The organism is Streptomyces sp. TN58 (assembly GCF_001941845.1).
Taxonomy (GTDB): domain Bacteria; phylum Actinomycetota; class Actinomycetes; order Streptomycetales; family Streptomycetaceae; genus Streptomyces.
Window position 1 is genome coordinate 7,455,491 of the sequence record NZ_CP018870.1, and the last position, 17,185, is coordinate 7,472,675.

Genomic DNA, 17,185 nt, shown 5'->3' on the forward strand with positions numbered 1-17,185 from the left:
GCCGGGCGCGGCAGGTGCTCCGGTTCACCACACGCGGCACCCGTGGGGTGATCGGCGCGCCCGCGGTGCTTCTTCCGGTTGACCGGCCGGCGCAGGCGCCCGGGCCGGCGGGCGCCCGCTCCCGCGCTGGCCGGTGCCTGGCCGGTGCCTGTCCGGCCGGTGGCCGCACCGCCATAGCCTGTGGCCGCGTGCCGTACCCGGCGGTGCGCCCGCCCACGCGAGGAGAGATGTCCATGCCGTCCGTGCGCTCGTTGGTCCTTGGTACCGCTGTGGCAGTCGGCACGGTGGCCGCGACGGCGACCCTGGTGGTCGCACCCGCACAGGCGGATTCCGGGAAGTCGCCGGCCGCCGCGGCCGTGGCGACGCGCAGCCACTGGATGAACCTGGGCACCGGCAAGTGCCTCGACGTCCGGGGCGGGTCGATCTCGGACGCGGCGGTCATCCAGCAGTTCAGCTGCAAGCAGGAGCTGCACCAGGAGTTCTGGACGGACCCGCTCATCGGCGAGCCGTACACCTTCCTCACCCCGGGGCACGCGACCGTCATGTGTCTGCAGCCGACCAGCGCGGGCGCCGGGGCCACGATCGTCCAGAGGGCCTGCAACTACAGCGACGGCCAGAAGTGGGAGTTCACCTGGCAGAACGGAGGCGCCCTGATCAAGAACAAGGCCACCGGACTCTGCCTCGCCGACGCCGCCATGCCCAACGGCAGCCGCCGGGAGGTCCGGCAGCTTCCCTGCACCGGAGAGGCCGGCCAGCTCTGGGTCAACCGGTAACCCGCGGGCCGCGCCGCGCCGGGGGCCGTCAGCCGGCGAGCCTGCCGAACAGGTGGTTGGCAGGGGCGTCGGGGTCGTCGCCGTAGAAGAACTCCGTGACCGCCTGGTGGAATTCGGCGCGGTCCAGCGTGCCGGAGCCGTCGAGGTCGAGGGCGGCGAAGACCGCGGCGCAGTCCTCGCCGGGAACGCCGGCCACCGCGTCGAACATCTGCCGGAACTCCGCCTGGTCGATCCTGCCGTCCCCGTTGAGGTCGACGAGGTCGAAGAAGCAGTCGGTCACCGGCTGGACCTGCTGCGGGTACAGGGCGGGGTCGGTCAGGACCCGCCTGAACCCCTCGGTCATCTCCCGCAGGTCCACCTTCCCGTCACCGTCCTGGTCCATCGGGGCGATCACGTTCGCCCAGAACCCGTCCATCCCCTCGGTGAGCAGGCGGGCCGCCGCGGAGTCCGGTGCGGTACCGCGGGCGGCGATGTAGCGCTCGCTCATCATCCGGACGTCCCGCCGGGTGATGAACCCGTCGCCGTCGACGTCGGCGCCCCTGAACCACTGGCCGTACTTGAGATTCTGAAGTGCAGTCACGATCGCGCACAGTATTCACGCCGTCACGCAACACGCAAACGGGCGGGTGGAGGGATGCCCGGTGTTCGGCGTCAGTGTTCGACTTCGGGCGGGGTGAAGGCGCGCACATCGGGAAGGGGGCCGGTGTAGGGCTCGACGTCGACCAGCGCACTGAGGGCGCTCGGCCCCTGGGACAGGCGCGAGCACGGCCGGTCCGCCGTCAGGACGTTCGGATTGCCGTGGCGGTCCAGTGTTCCGCTCAGCCCCGGCCGGACCGGATCCCACCACGCTCCGGTGGGCAGTTGCACGACCCCCGGCATGACGTCGTCCGACAGGACCGCGCCCGCAAGGCAGCTGCCCCGGTCGTTGTGGACGCGTACGACCATGCCGCTCTCGATGCCGCGGACGGCGGCGTCCGACGGGTTGAGCGTCACCGGCTCACGGCCGCGGATCTTCGTGCCGAGGCTGTGGCCGCCGTTGTCGTACTGGCTGTGCAGGCGTGCAGCGGGCTGGTTCGAGATCAGATGCAGCGGGAACCGCTCCGACAGACCGCCGCGGAGCCACTCGGCCGGTTCGAACCACATCGGATGCCCGGCGCAGTCGTCGTAGCCGAACGAGTCGATCTCCTCGGAGAAGATCTCGATCCGGCCCGACGGCGTCGGCAGGGGGAACCGCTGCGGATCCGAGCGGAGCGCCTCGAAGCTGCCGGGGAACGGCCCCTCCAGCGGCGGCAGTTCGACGCCGGCGGAGCTTCGCCAGAACTCGTCGAAGCCCGGCAGCACGCCACCGTCGCCGAGTCCGGCCCGCGTCTGCTCGTAGAGGTGCCGGACCCATTCGATCTCGGAGCGCGACTGCGTGAACTCCTTCCCGTACCCGAGCCGGGAGGCCAGGTCGGTGAAGATACGGTGGTCGGTGCGCGACTCGCCCGCCGGCTCGCGGACTTTCGGCATCGCGACGAGGTGGGGGTCGCAGAATCCGGCGGCGAAGTCGTCGCGCTCCAGGCTCGTGGCGACGGGCAGGACGATGTCCGCGAACTTGGCCGTGGTGTTCCACCACGCCTCGTGCACCACCACCGTGTCAGGGGTCTGCCAGGCCCGCGCCAGCCGGTGCAGGTCCTGGTGGTGGTGGAACGGATTCCCCCCGCACCAGTAGACCAGGCGCAGTTCGGGCAGCGTGAGGCGCCGGCCGTCGTAGTCGATGGTCCTGCCCGGGTGCAGCAGGGTGTCGGCGATCCTCGCGACGGGGATGAAATCCGCGACGGGGTTGGGAACCCCGGGGAACGCCGCCACGACGGGCCGGCCCCGCGCGACGCCGGTCGCGTCCATCGTCGCGTACCCCGCGCCCCAGCCGCACCCCGACCGGCCCATCGAGCCCGCCATCGCGGCCAGCACGACGGACATCCAGATCGGCTGCTCACCGTGGTCCGCCCGCTGCACCGCGTAGTTGACCATGATGAGGGAACGCTGCTCGGTGAGGCGGCGGGCGAGGCCGGTGATCGTGTCGCGGCCGATGCCCGTGATCCCCGCCGCCCACGCGGCGTCCTTGACGACGCCGTCGATCTCGCCGAGCACGTAGGAGGCGAAGCGGTCGAAGCCGACGCAGCACCGGCGAAGGAAGTCCTCGTCGTGCCACCCGTTGACCAGCATCGTGTGCGCGATGCCCAGCATCGCGGCGGTGTCGGTGTTGGGGACGACCGGCAGCCATTCGGCGTCGAGGAAGCCGGCTGCGTCGCTGCGGACGGGGCTGACGTTCACGAACCGCACCCCCGCCTCACGGCACCGCCGCTGCAGGTCCCGCGTCCGGTGCCGCGCCAGCCCGCCCGGGTTGACCTGGCTGTTCTTCAGGGCCAGCCCCCCGAAGGCCACCACCAGCTCACAGTTCTCGGCGATCTCGTCCCACATCGGCATCCGGGACTGGTAGCTCCACGGGTGCCCGCCGATCACATGCGGGAGGATGACCTCCAACGCCGCGGTGCTGTACGTGTTGCGGGAGTCGGTGTATCCCCCGCCCAGCGCCAGGAACCGGTGGAGCTGGGCCTGCGCGCCGTGGAAGGCGCCCGCACTCGCCCAGCCGTAGGACCCGCCGAACACCGCGCCGTCCCCGTGCCGCGCCCGCACCCGGCGCAGCTCATCGCTCACCAGGGTGATCGCGTCGTCCCAGCTCACCTCGACGAACGCGTCCGCGCCCCGGGCCGTGTCCCGGACGCGCGGCAGACCGTCCAGCCAGCCCTTGCGGACCGCCGGCCGCAGCACGCGAGCGCTGTCGTCGGCGGCCGCCACCATGCCCGGGCCGATGGGGGACGGCGCGGGGTCGTCACCCCTGGGCTCGATGCGCACCAACCGGCCGGATTCGACCACCGCGATGTAACTGCCCCAGTGCGTCGCCACCGACAAGCGTCGCTCCACCGTGCATCCACTCCGTCCCTGGGCTCTGCGCTGCTCGGACGACGGCCGGCCGACGGCCCGCGGCACGGAGGCTTCCCCCCTGGCCTCCCGCCCAACCCCGCCGCCGCGCCCACGGCCCCCCCACCCCGCGCCGGGTTGAATCGCCGCCGTCGCCGAGGCCACCGCCCCGAGCGGGCGTTACCGGCCGTTCTCCACACGGCGACGGCCCGTGACGGAGCCGGAACGGGCGGTGAACCGACCAGGGCCCGAAGAGGGGAGTGGCGAAGACTGCGCGGTCCGCCACAGCGGCCGGCGGACGCCCCGACAGGAACCCCGCACGCCCCGGCCGGAGTTCCCGCATCCGTTTCCCCGCCGGCGCACGGCAATTCCCCGGCCCGGCCGAGCGCCGCCCCCCGCACCATTTCACGGGGCCTATCGGGGCGGCCGGCACCGGTGACGCCGCGAGACGCTGCGGCAGGAGGCGGAAGAACCCGCAAGAACCCCGCGACCGCACCTGCCGGCGGCGGGCAGCCACGCGCATGGCCGCGCATGACCGAATACCACCCCATCGGACGGCTGGCCGGTTCTGTAGCCGCCGTGTTGTCGGGCAATCGGCGCCAGGACATGATCACTTCTCGCGCCGCCTGACGCACCGTCGGCTCGGGCGCCTCCTTTTCTGCCGCCGCGCAGGAAATTCACGCTCCGTCATACGAGTTTTCACCGCAAAGGAACCTCGGACTTCCATGTACAAACGCTCTGGATTTCTCGCCCTCGCCACCGCGGGCATGGTGCTGTGCACCGCCGGTCTCGCCCCCTCCGTCAGCCAGGCAGCCGGCGCCGCCCCCGTCCGCGGCGACGGGAAGGGCTCCTACGCCGAGACGAACGGCCTGACGGCGGAAGACATCAGGCTCATCAACACACTGAACGAGAAGGCCCTGGACCTGGGCCGGCCGGACAAGACCGCGGGGGAGGGCCTGCCGAACGCCACCGCGTCCCTGCGGCCCTCCGCCGCGGCCGGCGGCCGGGTGACGCCGCCCGCCGAGCCCCTGGACCGCATGCCCGACCCGTACCGCGCCCACGGAGACAGGGCCACCACCGGCATCAGCAACTACATACGCAAGTGGCAGCAGGCCTACAGCCACCGCGACGGCCAGGCACGGCAGATGACCGGGCAGCAGCGAGAACAGCTCTCCTACGGGTGCGTCGGCGTCACCTGGGTCAATTCAGGCCCCTATCCGACGAACAGACTGGCCTTCGCGTCCTTCGACGAGGACAAGCACAAGAACGCTCTGGAGAACACCAGCCCCCGGCCGGGCGAGACGCGGGCCGAGTTCGAGGGGCGCATCGCCAAGCAGAGCTTCGACGAGGCAAAGGGATTCAACCGCGCCCGTGACGTGGCAGCCGTCATGAACAAGGCACTGGAAAACTCCCACGACGAGAACGCCTACCTGAACAACCTCAAGGCGGAGCTCACGAAGAAGAACGACGCTCTCGCCGGCGAGGACAGCCGCTCCAACTTCTACGCGGCTCTGCGGAACACCCCCTCCTTCTGGGACAGCAGCGGGGGCGACCGCGACCCGTCCAAGATGAAGGCCGTCATCTACTCGAAGCACTTCTGGAGCGGACAGGACCCCTGGAGCCCCGCCGACAAGAGGAAGTACGGCGACCCCGACGCCTTCCGCCCCGACCGGGCCACCGGCCTCGTCGACATGTCGAAGGACAGGAACACCTCACGCAGCCCCGCCAAGCCCGGCGAAGGCTACGTCAACTTCGACTACGGCTGGTTCGGGGACCAGAAGGAAGCAAACCCTGACCACACCATATGGACCCACGCCAACCACTACCACTCGCCGGAAGGCGGCATGGGGCCCATGCAGGTCTACGAGAGCAAGTTCCGCAGCTGGTCCGCCGGATACACCGACTTCGACCGCGGAACCTACGTCATCACCTTCATACCCAAGAGCTGGAACACCGCACCGGCCAAGGTGAAGCAGGGCTGGCCGTAGGAAACCCCCGGCCCGTGCACCACCACCCGCCGGCCGTGCGGCCCAGAGGCAGCGCCCTGGGACCGCACGGCCGGCGGCCCGCGCCAGGACCCGGGCCGGGCCGCGGAACCGCCGCGGAACTTTCGTCCAAGACAAGCGCCCGCGATCCGGGCGAACCTGGACCCATGCCCAGAGACGACACCGGGGACACACCCCAGCAGCGCCGCACCGCCCACCCCCGCTGGGAGGTCGCCCGCCTCCCGCACGGAACCTCCCTCGACGGCGTACGGATGGCCGGCTACCGGGACCGCACCGGCGGCAGGCTGGACATGCGGGTACTGCCCCAGCCCGTCGTGGTCGTCGTCATCGGGCTCGGCACCGGCCCGATCACGGTGGAGAGCGCCTGCGGACACCGGCGGCCGCTGCCGGGCCTCGTCGCCTCCCTCTCACCCCGTCCGGCCCGCATCAGCGGCGACGGCGTCGAATGCGTCGAGGTGGCGTTGCCACCCCCGGCCGCCTACGCCCTGCTGGGCGTACCCCCACGCGAACTGGACGGCTCCATCACCGGACTCGACGACCTGTGGGGGCACCCCGCCCGGCGGCTGCGCGAGCAGTTGGCCGACACACCCTCCTGGCAGGAACGCCTCGCGCTCACCGACCGATTCCTCAGACGGCGGGCCGCACAGGCCCCGCCCATGGCAGCCGAGGTCACCGCCGCCTGGCACGCCATCGTCGCCGGCCGCGGCCGCGTACGCGTCGGCGACCTCGCCGTGTCCTGCGGATGGAGCCGCAAGCGGCTCCGGGCCAGGTTCAGCGCCCAGGTCGGCCTGACCCCCAAGCGCGCCGCCATGCTGGTCCGCTTCGACCACGCCGCCCGGGCGCTCCTCGCCGGCGAACGCGCCGACGACGTCGCCATGGCATGCGGATACGCCGACCAGCCCCATCTCCACCGCGACATCCAGGCCCTCGCCGGCTGCACACCCCGTGCCCTGGCCGGCCTGACCGCGTCCACCCAGCCCTGACCGGCCCTGCCGGCGACCGGCCGATCCGAACGAAGGAGACCCACACCAGTGACGAACACCAAGGACCGGGCAGCACAGACAGCGGCAGGACGGGAGCTCATCGCCCGCCTCACGTTCGGGAGCATGGCCGCGCACACCCTGCGCGCGGCAGCCCGCCTGGAGGTCGCCCGACTCATCGGCGACCGGCCCGGCACAGCCGCCCAGGTGGCCGCCGCGGCCGGAACCGCGCACCAGCCCATGACCCGCCTGCTGCGCGCCCTGACCGCCCTCGGCCTCCTCACCCAGCACACCCCCGACACGTTCTCGCTGACCCCGGCGGGCGCGCTCCTCGACCCCGCCCACCCCGACTCCCTCACGTCGTTCGTCCGCACCTTCACCGATCCGGCGATCGTGCGCGCCTGGGAGCACCTGGACCACAGCGTCCGTACGGGAGACACCACGTTCGACTCCGTCTTCGGCACCGACTTCTTCAGCCATCTCGCCCGCCACCCGGAGCTGTCCGCGGACTTCAACACGGCCATGAGCCAGGCCACCTCCGAGACCGCCGCCGTCCTGCCGAGAGCCTTCGACTTCAGCCGGTCCACCTCCGTCACGGACGTCGGCGGAGGCAACGGCACCCTCCTGGCCGCCGTCCTCGACGCCCACCCGCACCTGACCGGCGTGGTCTTCGACACCGCCGACGGCCTCGCGGACGCGGCGGGGACACTGGCCCGGCACGGGCTGCGCGACCGCTGCTCCCTCACCGCCGGGGACTTCTTCCAGTCGGTCCCGCACGGCTCGGACGTCTACCTCGTCAAAAGCATCCTGCACGACTGGACGGACGCCCAGGCGGTCACGATCCTGCGCCACTGCCGGCAGGCACTGCCGCCCGCAGGCACCGTTTTGATCGTGGAGCCCGTACTGCCCGAGGCCGTCGGCGCGCAGGACGAGGGCACCTACCTGAGCGACCTCAACATGATGGTGAACGTCGGCGGCAGGGAACGCACCCGCGCGGACTTCGAGGAGGTGTGCCGCCGGGCGGCCCTGCGCGTCACGTCGGTCACCCCTCTCGCCGGCGCCGCCCCGTACTCCCTGATCGAGGCCGTCGCCCACGAGGCCCCTGCCGGCGCCGAACCGCCGCGCTAGGGTCTGTATCGAGTTGCCCCGCGACGCCGCGGGGCAACTCGATACAGACCCTAGGAGGCGCCCGGGCAGCTCCTCACTTCCAGGCGAGCGTGCGCCACGGGCTGGCCGGGTCCGAGGTCAGGACACGGTGGGTGGCCAGGACCGTCTCGTACCACTCGCCGAACTCCTCCTCGTCGAAGTGGAGGCAGCGGCCCAGGACGTAGGCGGCGGAGAAGTCCTCCCACGAGCGGTAGTTGACCTGCACGAGGCGCCCGGCCCGGACCACGGCCGCCTCCGCCTCCTGCAGCGAGCACAGCCGGGCGGCGAGCCCCCAGCGGGCCATGCCCGAGGCCCGGCCGTAGTCCCAGGCCTCGACGCTCCGCACAAAACCCCCCTCGGGCAGCAGGCCGTCGGCACGGAACCGCGCCTCGTAGCGGGCGATACGGCCGATCAGCCGCTTGAGACCGGTCACCTGCCCCTCCAGCTCCTCCGCGCTGACGGCGCTGTCCGGGGTGACGCCGTCCGCACCCAGGCGGGGCTCGGCGGAGGCCTCGGCCCGCCGGCGCACCACGGTCGCCGCGGCCCGGCGCCAGTGGTCGATGTCGACGGGCCCCGCGAAGTCCAGCGCCATGGAGCGGCGAAGCTGCAGGACGAACTCCCACGGTCCGCTGACCATTCCGGCGCGCAGCAGCTGTTCCTGGGTCTCCTGCCACTCCGTACGGGTGGTGACGCCCCACCAGTGTTCCAGCGTGTGCTTCTCGGCGCGGTAGCCGCAGCCGTGGTAGGCCATCGAATTCCAGTAGCGCCCGTTGCGCACGTTGATGTGCGCGCCGACCGCGAGACCGAAGGCGACGGGGCCGGTGCGGGGGCCGCCCACCTCCAGGGTGTGGACGACGTCCCGGGCCAGCCCCGGCCGTTCGACCGGGGCGGAGTGACGCTGCCACAGGGCGCGCCCCTGCGGCCCGGCCGGCAGGACGCCCTCGCAGGGGCTGCCGGGGTTGACGACGAGGTAGGGCGGGTCGTCCTGGTTCCACACTTGCGCGAACCAGCCCAGGTCGTAGCAGTTGTAGACCGGGTCGGCGACCGGCGGCGGCAGCATCCCGCCGGTGTAGACGGCCAGGCACATGCTCTGCGTCTGCGGGTTCCAGTACGGGTGGAAGCGGGTGCTGCCCGCGCTCGCGTCGGTGTACGCCCGCGACTGCATCATGTACAGGTCCGCGCGGGCGACGAGGTCGTAGTACGCGGGCCAGTCGCCGCGCGCCTTCGCCTCGTACAGCCCCCGCTCGACCGCGCTCGGTGCCTGCCATCCCGGCGCCGACGCCGCCGGACCGGGCAGGACCCCTTCCTCGTGACCCGCTGCCAGACTCATGGGCAAAACCCTAAGGCCCGGCCCCACACGCCCCGCACGCCGGGCGCGGGCCGCCTACCCCCTGCGCCGGGCCTCGCGCGGGGAGAGGGCCGGGAGGGGTTCGCCGGGACCGGCCGGGCGGCCTTCGGACAGCCAGAAGAGGTAGTGGCGGAGGTCCTGCGCGAGGCCTTCGTCGATGTACGCGACGTACTCCCGTGCCCCGCCGGCCGCCTCGCGCTCGCCCGCCCCGTCCGAGACCGACCACCTCCGGTGAAGGGCGGCGGCCCACTCCCGCACCCGTCCCCGCTCCCGCCACCAGTCGCCAACGAGCTCCGCAGTCCAGTGGTCGTCACCGTCGCAGGCGTATCCGCCCATCGGGTCCTGCGCGGCGGCGCCCAGCAGGGCCAGCGCCTGCGCCGGGTCCCGGGGCTGGCGGTAGACGAACTCGGCGCCCCACTCGTCGTCGTAGAGCACGTGCGCGGGGGCGATCAGCCGGCCCGTCCAGCAGTTGTCGGTCCCGGCCCCGTAGAACGGCCCCGGCACGTTGCGCCAGTCGCGTTCCGCCCAGCGCTCGGGGCGGGGGTTCCACCAGCCGCCGCGGTGTTCCGGGGCGGGCCGCCACGTTCCGCCGTCCGGCGCGGGCAGCGGCCCGCTCTCCGCCGCGCGGACGGACGGCAGCGGATCCCAGTAGCTCATGGGTCCGCATCCTGTCAGACGGTCCCTCAGCCGTCGGTCGCGGCGATCGACATCGACAGTCCGTCGGTGAGCCACCGGTGCGCCACGGTCATGTTCAGGACGCGGCCGGCCGTGACGGTGCCGACCAGGGCCCAGTACCGCTCCAGGCGGGGGTCGAAGCCGGACGACCGCGACACCAGCCCGTGCAGGTGCGCGCGGAAGGCGGGGGTGTCCGACTCGCGCCGGGCTCGCGCGTGGGCGGACACGAACGCGTCCACCGCGTCGCCGGCGCCCGGCGGCAGGCCCCGGGCCAGAGCGGCGGCCGTCAGCGCGGCGGCTTCGTCGACCTCCGCGTAGAAGGCCGGCCCGTCGCGCATCTCCTCGTCGTGGTCCTGGGTCCAACGGGTGAAGCCGGGCGTGGAGATGAGCAGGTGCAGCTCGGCGTAGGCCAGGGCCGTGGCGGGCACGGGGTCCTGCGGCGGGGCGGGGGCCAGCATGGCGACCATCATGTCGAGCCGGGGCCTGGGCAGGGCCGCGGACAGCTCGCGATACCAGTGGTCGGTGAGCGTGCGGTGCGCCTCCGGGAGCCGCTGCACGCGGGAGAGTATCTCCAGGCGCCGCAGCCTCTCCTCACCCGGGCAGTCGTCCAGCGACTTCAACGTGGCCTCCCGCCACCGCAGTTCCACCAGCCGTTCCTGCACCGCTGCCAGCTCGCCCGCCACCAGTTCGCCGAGCGAGCGCTCTCCCGTGACGACCCGCGTGATCGTCGCGATCGGGGTGTCCAGCGCCCGCAGGCGCCTGATGAGCGCGATCCGCTCGAACGCCTCGGGACCGTAGCGCCGGTGGCCGCCGGAGCTACGGGAGGCAACGGGCAGCAGACCGCTGTCGGAGTAGTAGCGGAGCGTTTTGACGGCAAGGCCCGTCCGGGCCGCGAGCTCACCGATGCTCCACGTGTCGTGCGTCACAGTCCCTTGAACCTCCAGTGCGCGGGAGGTTCTAGCGTAGGGAGCGCTGACGGGCCGGTCCGCACCGTTCTCCCAGCTCAGATCTGCTTCCGGCCCGCCCGGACCGGTGTGGCGCGTCGTGGCCGCGTACCCCCGCGTGCCACCGCGCACCGCCTCGCGCTGCCGCGTGCCACCGCGTCCCTGTGCCGTCCCCACCCCTCCCCGACCCCAGAACGGCGGTACCCATGCCCCTGCCCCTGCCCCCGACGGCACCGCGCCGCCCGTACGCGAGAGCCGGACTCCGCGCGGCCCTCCTGCCCCTGCTGTGCGCGGCCGCACTGGTGCCGGCCACCGCCGTACCCGCCGCCGGCGCCGGCCCCGCGTCTCCCGACGCCGGCCGGCAGGACCGTACGGTCGTACGGACGGAGCAGGGCCTGGTACGCGGCGTGTCCCACGACGCGTACACCACCTTCGACGGCATCCCCTACGCCGCGCCGCCCACCGGACCGCTGCGCTGGCGCGCCCCCGTGCCCGCCGCCGCCTGGCAGGGCGTCCGGGACGCCACGAAGCCGGCTCAGCGCTGTGTGCAGATGCCGGTCCCCGGGGCGGACGGCGCGGGCAAGGTCGCCGGCTCGGAGGACTGCCTCTACCTCAACGTCACGGTGCCGGCGGCGAAGCCGGCCGCGAAGAAGCGCCCGGTGCTGGTGTGGATGCACGGCGGCGCGTTCCTGGGCGGCTCCGGCAGTGACTACACCGCCGAGCGACTGGCGGCCCAGGGCGACGCCGTCGTCGTGACGGTCAACTACCGGCTGGGGATCTTCGGCTACTTCGGCCACCCCGGGCTGGGCGCCGCCCCGCCGTTCGGCCTGGCGGACCAGCAGGCCGCCCTGCGCTGGGTGCGGGCGAACGCCGCGCGCTTCGGCGGCGATCCGGGCAGCGTCACGCTCTTCGGCGAGTCCGCGGGCGCCCTCGGCATCTGCGCACACCTCACCTCCCCGACGGCCGCCGGACTCTTCCAGCGGGCCGTCCTCCAGAGCGGTTCCTGCCTCACCTCCTTCCCGGCCGGCGCGCTCGCCCCCGGAACACCGGCGTACGAGCCGTTCGCCCCCCAGGCCGACGTCCAGAAGGCCGGCGCGGAAGCCGCCCGGCAACTGGGCTGCACCGACGGCGGCAGGGACGAGGTCCTGGCATGCCTGCGCGCCCAGGGCACCGACCGCCTCGCCACCGCGCAGCTGATGCAGTCCTTCAACCGGCCCGCCTACGGCAACGGCCTGCTGCCCGCGGCACCCGCCCAGGCGCTGACGTCGGGCCGCTTCCACCGCCTGCCGGTCATCCTGGGCACCAACCGCGACGAGATGCGGATGTTCACCGGCCTGTCGCTCGCCGCGTTCCCCATCCGCACCGAGGACGACTACCGGGCCCGCCTGGCGGAGGCCTTCGGCGCCGCGGCCCCGGCCGTCGAGGCGCGCTACCCGGCAGCACGCCACCCCTCTCCCGCCCTGGCCTGGGCGGCGGCACTGACCGACCGGTCCTTCACCTGCACCACACTGGCCGCCGGCCGGGCCATCACGGCGCACGCCCCCCGACTCCCCGTCTACGGCTACCAGTTCAACGACCGGGACGCTCCCGCCCTCGCCGGCCTGCCGGCGAACCCGGACTTCCCCTACGGCGCGGCGCACGGCTTCGAGATGCCCTACCTGTTCACCTCCTTCCCCACCGAACGACCGCTCGACGACAGCCGGCGCGCCCTGTCGGACCGGATGATCGGCTACTGGGCGAACTTCGCCCGCACCGGCAACCCCAACACCCCCGGCGCCCCGCGCTGGCCCGCCCTGCGCGCCTCCTCACCCCACACCCCGACGGTGCAGTCGCTGGCTCCGGGACCGGGCGGAATCCATCCCGTCGACGCGTACTCCGCACACCAGTGCTCGTTCTGGGACAGCCGGCCCCGATGAACCACCTGTCCGCCCGCCCGCCCGTCTTCAAGGCGGGCGGGGCCCGGGCCTGCGTACGGCCGGGGGCCCCGCGTACGGGCGCGGAGTGGGCGTGCGTACGGGCCGCGGGCCTGCGTACGGGCCGGGGCCCCTGCCCTGCCGCGGCTGCGGTCAGCTCAGCTCCGTGCCGCCGCCTCGCCGCGCACGGCGGTGACCAGCCAGGAACTGCTCCGCAGCCACACCCCGCCGTCCGCTTCATGACGCTCCAGAGCGGCCGTCAGCCCCCGGCGCGCCGCGTCCTGCCGGGCCTCGCTCACCTGGTCGAGCACATGCCGTCCGGGACCGGAGTCCAGCAGGAACGCCGCGGCGTCCGCCGCGTCCGCGCCCCACTTCCCCGCCGCCTCGACGCGCCGCACCCCGACCCCGTCGAACCCGCCCGCGGTGAGCAGGCCGCGGATGCGGCCGGGATCGGTGAGGGAGAACATGCCGGGGGCGCCGGCCTTTCCGAAGCCGCCGAGCGGCAGGACGTCGCCGAGGGAGGCCAGTGCGGCGAGCCACTCGTTGGCCTCGGCCTCGGCCGCGCAGACGAAGGCCAGCCGGCCGCCGGGGCGCAGCGCCCGGTGGAGGTTGGCGAACGCGGCGACCGGATCGGTGAAGAAGGTCATGCCGTACCGGCTGATGACCGCATCGAACCCCTCGGCTTCCAGCGGGTGGACCTGGGCGTCGCCCTGGACGAAGGCGGCGTTCGCGACCCCTTCGCGCTCGGCGCTCTCGCGGGCCCTGGCGAGCATCGGATCCGACAGGTCCAGGCCGAGCGCCCGGCCGCGTACGGCGCGCCGGGCGGCGAGGCGGGTGGTGCGGCCGGCTCCGCAGCCGACGTCCAGGACGGTGTCGGTCCCGCGGATGGCCGCGGCGTCCAGGAGGGGCTGGTTGAAGCCGTCGTTGACGGCGTCCCAGCGCTCCTGGCTGCGGGCCCACTGCGCGCCCTCGTATCCGTTCCAGGCCTCGGCCTGCGCGGTGTTGGCGAAGTGCCCCATGGGTGAACTCCCTCCCGCCGGGGCGCGGAAAGACGCCCCGACCCCTAGTATGGGCAAGTGCCCAAACAGTATGGGCGAGCGCCCATACTTGCAACGGGCCGAGTGGAAGGGGCTGTTGTGTCACCTCGTGGAGTGGCGATCCCGGACCTGCGCGAGCGGCTGTTCGCGGCCGCCGAACGGGTCGTGGCCCGAGACGGCGCCGCCGCCCTGACCAGCCGCGCGGTCACCGCGGAGGCCGACTGCGCCAAGGGCGTCCTGCACACCCACTTCGCCGGCCTGGACGAGTTCGTCGCCGAACTGGTCCTCGACCGCTTCGCCCGCAGCGCCCGCCAGGCCGAGGCCCTGCGGGCCCACGTGGGACAGGCCACGGTCGCGGAGAACCTCCAGAAGGTCGTCGGGGCACTGTTGGACTCCCTGCCCCCCGCGGTCGTCGGCCTGGCGATGACCCGCCCCGCGGCCGCCTCCCACACCCGCGAGGGCTTCCGGTCCGGCGCGCCCGCGTTCGACGCGATCCAGCACGCCGTCACCGCCTACCTCCAGGCGGAACAGCACGCCGGCCGGATCCCCGCAGGCAGCGACACCGCCACCATCGCCCTCGCGCTCGTCGGCACCACCCACCACCTGCTGATGACCCGCAGCCCCGGACCGGCCGCCGAAACCGAGGCGACCACGCAGCGGCTGCTGGCCGTACTCCTCGGCAACTGAACACCCCCGCCGACACACGCCCGCATGAACCGCCCGCCCGCAGGCGGACCCCGTCCGCCCGGACCCGGCGCCCGGACCCGGCGCCCGTACCCGCCCGCCCGTACCCGCCCGCCCGGACCCGCGGTCCCGGACCCGGCGCCCGTACCCGCCCGCCCGCCCCGACCAGGGCCGGCCCGCCCGTCCCGACCCGGGGGCCCCGGCCCGCCCGTCCGGGCCGCGTCAAGCGCCCATCCGATCGGCGGACCGGCCGGCGCCGCGGCCGCGCCCCAGAGCCCGACGGCCGAGGAGTACGGCGCCCAGCCCCAGCGGGACGGCCACGACGGCGCCGACCAGCCCGTTGCCGGTGCCGGGCCCGCCGCGGGCGGTGGCCAGATGCAACACCGCCAGCACCATGCCGACCACCCCCACCGCGACGGCCGCCATCGCGCCGGTGCGCGCCCCGCCGGCCCCGACCCGGCGGCCGGCACGCGCCAGGACCGACCAGCCGATGGCCACCCCGAGCGCCCCCGCTCCGAGGGCCAGGTTCGCCCCGGTACGCCCGTCCCCGACGATCCCGCCCTCGGCGGCCGCCACCAGTACGGCTGAAACGCCCATGCCGCTCTCCTCCTTCTCCGTCGCCACGTCCGACCGACGTGCCCTGAGAGCATGCGCCCCGGCCCTCCCGCCGGTCGTCCACCGGACGCGGTCACTTCCCGCTGCCACCCGCGCCGCACCCGCATACCGCGAACGCGGCAGACGGCACGCGCGTACCGCACCCGCGGTAGCCGCCACCTCGTCCACAGGCCGGATCCGCCCACGACCACACCCGGCTACGGTGCCCCCATGGACAAAGGGCGGTTCACCGTCCCGGCCGGCGCCACCGACTGGGCGATCGCCGCGGGCGTGGCGGCACTGCTGCTGGGCACGGGGCTCTCCGGGCCCCACCCGGCCGGGAGCCGCGAGCTGCTCGGCTCCGCGCTGCTGGCGCTCGGCGGGCTGGCCCTGGCCGCACGCCGCCGCACGCCGCTCGCGGTACTGGCCGCCACCGGGCTGTGCGCGGCGGGATCCCTGGCATCCGGCTTCGACGTGCTCGCCGTCCCCTACCTGGTCGCCGTCTACGGCTCGGTACGCGCCGGGCACCGCCGCATCACACTGGCCGCCTCCGCGGGCCTGGTGGCCGTACTCCACCTCACCGCCCTCGTCCTCCACGACGGGCCCGCCCGCGAGGCCCTGGCACAGGCCCGGAGCACCCTTGAACTCGCCTGGCTGATCGCCGCGTTCGCCGCCGGAGAGGCGGTGCGGCAGGCCGAACGGCGCGCGGACGAAGCCGAACGCACCCGGGAGGAGACCGCCCGCCGCCGGGCCGACGAGGAGCGGCTGCGCATCGCCCGGGAACTGCACGACTCGCTCACCCACCAGATCTCGGTGATCAAGGTGCAGTCCGAGGTCGCCGTCCACGTGGCCCGGCGCCGCGGCGAGCAGGTGCCACAGGCCCTGCTCGCCATCCAGGAAGCCGGCCGGGAGGCGAGCCGGGAGCTGCGCGCGACCCTCCAGGCGCTGCGCGACGACGACACCACCCCGCCGCACGGACTCGACCACATCCCCCACCTGGTGAAACGGTTCCGGACCACCGGCCTGGAGACGACACTGACGATAGAAGGACACCCGCACACCGTGCCGGCCGCGGTGAGCCGCACCGCCTACCGGATCGTCCAGGAGTCGCTCACCAACGTCGCCCGGCACGCCGCGGCCACCACAGCCTCGGTGCTCATCGACTACCGGCCCGGCGCTCTCACCATCCGCGTCGACGACAACGGAAAGGCCGCCGCGCAGCCCGCACCGACGCCCGGCCTCGGCCTGCTCGGCATGCGCGAACGCGTCACGGCCCTGGGCGGCCGCCTGCACACCGAACCGCGCCGCGAGGGCGGCTTCACCGTCCAGGCCGCACTCCCCACGAACGGAGCCTCGTGATCCGCGTCCTGCTCGTCGACGACCAGCCGCTCATCCGCAGCGGCTTCCGCGCACTGCTCGACCTGGAGGACGACATCGAGGTGGTGGCCGAAGCCGCCGACGGCCGGGAGGCCCTGGCACTCGTCAAGGAGCGGCTGCCCGACGTCGCGCTCATGGACGTCCAGATGCCCCTCATGGACGGCATCGAAGCGACCCGGCGCATCGCAGCCGACCCGGCCCTCGCCGACGTGCACGTCGTCATGCTCACCAACTACGGCATGGACGAGTACGTCCTGGAAGCACTGCGCGCCGGCGCCGCCGGCTTCCTGGTCAAGGACATCCTGCCGGAGGACTTCCTGCACGCCGTACGCGTCGCCGCCCGCGGTGACGCCCTGCTCGCGCCCACCATCACCCGCAGACTCATCGACCGCTACGTCACCCAGCCACCGCCCGCCCGCACCGGCGGCGGCAGCGGGCTGAAGGAGCTGACGGACCGCGAACGCGAGGCCGTCGCCCTGGCCGCGCAGGGCCTGTCCAACGACGAGATCGCCGACCGGCTCCTCATCAGCCCCGCCACCGCCAAAACCCACGTCAACCGCGCCATGACCAAGGTCCACGCCCGCGACCGCGCCCAACTCGTGGTCCTCGCCTACGAATCCGGCCTGGTGACCCCCCGCACCCGATAGCACAGGCGAAGCACCCGGCTGCTCCCGATCACCACGTCAGCGTCGCCGCGACCGGACCCCCGTCCCGGCCGCGGCCACGCCGCTGTGAAGACCGCTCGCT

At 73.6% G+C, this 17,185-nt stretch carries 15 protein-coding genes; 8 read left to right on the forward strand and 7 right to left on the reverse strand.

Annotated features, from left to right (window positions below; genetic code table 11):
• The first annotated feature begins 233 nt into the window (after positions 1-233).
• On the forward strand, positions 234-773 hold the full coding sequence (locus BSL84_RS33840) for an RICIN domain-containing protein (RefSeq protein ID WP_075969547.1): 540 nt from the start codon (positions 234-236) through the stop codon (positions 771-773).
• A gap of 28 nt (positions 774-801) precedes the next feature.
• Here the strand turns inward: BSL84_RS33840 and BSL84_RS33845 are convergent, their stop codons facing one another.
• Together BSL84_RS33845 and BSL84_RS33850 are read right to left on the reverse strand one after the other, a co-directional pair.
• Positions 802-1,353 (reverse strand): EF-hand domain-containing protein, encoded by a 552-nt coding sequence (locus tag BSL84_RS33845; RefSeq protein ID WP_075969546.1) that lies wholly within the window; start codon positions 1,351-1,353, stop codon positions 802-804.
• A 71-nt stretch (positions 1,354-1,424) separates the two neighbouring features.
• On the reverse strand, positions 1,425-3,737 hold the full coding sequence (locus BSL84_RS33850; protein ID WP_075969545.1) for a molybdopterin-dependent oxidoreductase: 2,313 nt from the start codon (positions 3,735-3,737) through the stop codon (positions 1,425-1,427).
• A gap of 722 nt (positions 3,738-4,459) precedes the next feature.
• On the opposite strand from BSL84_RS33850, the gene BSL84_RS33855 reads away from it, so the two are divergent.
• The 3 genes from BSL84_RS33855 (at position 4,460) to BSL84_RS33865 (ending at position 7,848) form a co-directional block, all read left to right on the forward strand.
• Positions 4,460-5,722: a protein-glutamine gamma-glutamyltransferase gene (locus BSL84_RS33855; protein WP_075969544.1), complete on the forward strand. Its 1,263-nt coding sequence runs from the start codon at positions 4,460-4,462 to the stop codon at positions 5,720-5,722.
• 164 nt (positions 5,723-5,886) lie between these two features.
• Complete coding sequence (locus BSL84_RS33860) at positions 5,887-6,723, forward strand: helix-turn-helix transcriptional regulator (protein WP_075969543.1); 837 nt, start codon at positions 5,887-5,889, stop codon at positions 6,721-6,723.
• 48 nt (positions 6,724-6,771) lie between these two features.
• Positions 6,772-7,848 (forward strand): methyltransferase, encoded by a 1,077-nt coding sequence (locus BSL84_RS33865; protein WP_037661330.1) that lies wholly within the window; start codon positions 6,772-6,774, stop codon positions 7,846-7,848.
• 73 nt (positions 7,849-7,921) lie between these two features.
• Here the strand turns inward: BSL84_RS33865 and BSL84_RS33870 are convergent, their stop codons facing one another.
• From BSL84_RS33870 to BSL84_RS33880, 3 genes are read right to left on the reverse strand one after another with little or no spacing between them, the layout of a single operon-like run.
• Complete coding sequence (locus tag BSL84_RS33870) at positions 7,922-9,196, reverse strand: DUF1266 domain-containing protein (RefSeq protein WP_075969542.1); 1,275 nt, start codon at positions 9,194-9,196, stop codon at positions 7,922-7,924.
• A 54-nt stretch (positions 9,197-9,250) separates the two neighbouring features.
• Positions 9,251-9,871 (reverse strand): ferredoxin, encoded by a 621-nt coding sequence (locus BSL84_RS33875; RefSeq protein ID WP_199838690.1) that lies wholly within the window; start codon positions 9,869-9,871, stop codon positions 9,251-9,253.
• A gap of 26 nt (positions 9,872-9,897) precedes the next feature.
• Positions 9,898-10,815, reverse strand: a complete 918-nt coding sequence (locus BSL84_RS33880; RefSeq protein WP_045323339.1) for a MerR family transcriptional regulator — start codon at positions 10,813-10,815, stop codon at positions 9,898-9,900.
• A 224-nt stretch (positions 10,816-11,039) separates the two neighbouring features.
• On the opposite strand from BSL84_RS33880, the gene BSL84_RS33885 reads away from it, so the two are divergent.
• On the forward strand, positions 11,040-12,749 hold the full coding sequence (locus BSL84_RS33885; protein ID WP_079273062.1) for a carboxylesterase/lipase family protein: 1,710 nt from the start codon (positions 11,040-11,042) through the stop codon (positions 12,747-12,749).
• 155 nt (positions 12,750-12,904) lie between these two features.
• Here BSL84_RS33885 and BSL84_RS33890 read toward each other — a convergent pair whose 3' ends face one another.
• Positions 12,905-13,765, reverse strand: a complete 861-nt coding sequence (locus tag BSL84_RS33890; RefSeq protein ID WP_075969541.1) for a class I SAM-dependent methyltransferase — start codon at positions 13,763-13,765, stop codon at positions 12,905-12,907.
• Positions 13,766-13,882: 117 nt separating this feature from the next.
• Here BSL84_RS33890 and BSL84_RS33895 point away from each other — a divergent pair, with 117 nt between their 5' ends.
• Positions 13,883-14,470: a TetR family transcriptional regulator gene (locus BSL84_RS33895; RefSeq protein ID WP_030027604.1), complete on the forward strand. Its 588-nt coding sequence runs from the start codon at positions 13,883-13,885 to the stop codon at positions 14,468-14,470.
• Between the two features lie 219 nt (positions 14,471-14,689).
• Here BSL84_RS33895 and BSL84_RS33900 read toward each other — a convergent pair whose 3' ends face one another.
• Entirely contained in the window at positions 14,690-15,064 is a 375-nt protein-coding gene (locus tag BSL84_RS33900) for a DUF6223 family protein (protein ID WP_075969540.1), read from the reverse strand.
• A 228-nt stretch (positions 15,065-15,292) separates the two neighbouring features.
• Between BSL84_RS33900 and BSL84_RS33905 the strand changes: the two genes are divergently transcribed.
• Positions 15,293-16,420, forward strand: a complete 1,128-nt coding sequence (locus BSL84_RS33905) for a sensor histidine kinase (protein ID WP_075969539.1) — start codon at positions 15,293-15,295, stop codon at positions 16,418-16,420.
• Positions 16,417-17,085 (forward strand): response regulator, encoded by a 669-nt coding sequence (locus BSL84_RS33910; protein WP_075969538.1) that lies wholly within the window; start codon positions 16,417-16,419, stop codon positions 17,083-17,085. Before BSL84_RS33905 ends, BSL84_RS33910 begins: the two co-directional genes overlap by 4 nt.
• Positions 17,086-17,185: the final 100 nt, after the last annotated feature.

Coding starts and splice junctions, on each gene's coding strand:
- BSL84_RS33840 (WP_075969547.1), top strand. CDS start 234: ATGCCGTCCGTGCGCTCGTTGGTCCTTGGTACCGCTGTGGCAGTCGGC.
- BSL84_RS33855 (WP_075969544.1), top strand. CDS start 4,460: ATGTACAAACGCTCTGGATTTCTCGCCCTCGCCACCGCGGGCATGGTG.
- BSL84_RS33860 (WP_075969543.1), top strand. CDS start 5,887: ATGCCCAGAGACGACACCGGGGACACACCCCAGCAGCGCCGCACCGCC.
- BSL84_RS33870 (WP_075969542.1), bottom strand. CDS start 9,196: ATGAGTCTGGCAGCGGGTCACGAGGAAGGGGTCCTGCCCGGTCCGGCG.
- BSL84_RS33875 (WP_199838690.1), bottom strand. CDS start 9,871: ATGAGCTACTGGGATCCGCTGCCGTCCGTCCGCGCGGCGGAGAGCGGG.
- BSL84_RS33885 (WP_079273062.1), top strand. CDS start 11,040: ATGCCCCTGCCCCTGCCCCCGACGGCACCGCGCCGCCCGTACGCGAGA.
- BSL84_RS33890 (WP_075969541.1), bottom strand. CDS start 13,765: ATGGGGCACTTCGCCAACACCGCGCAGGCCGAGGCCTGGAACGGATAC.
- BSL84_RS33900 (WP_075969540.1), bottom strand. CDS start 15,064: ATGGGCGTTTCAGCCGTACTGGTGGCGGCCGCCGAGGGCGGGATCGTC.
- BSL84_RS33905 (WP_075969539.1), top strand. CDS start 15,293: ATGGACAAAGGGCGGTTCACCGTCCCGGCCGGCGCCACCGACTGGGCG.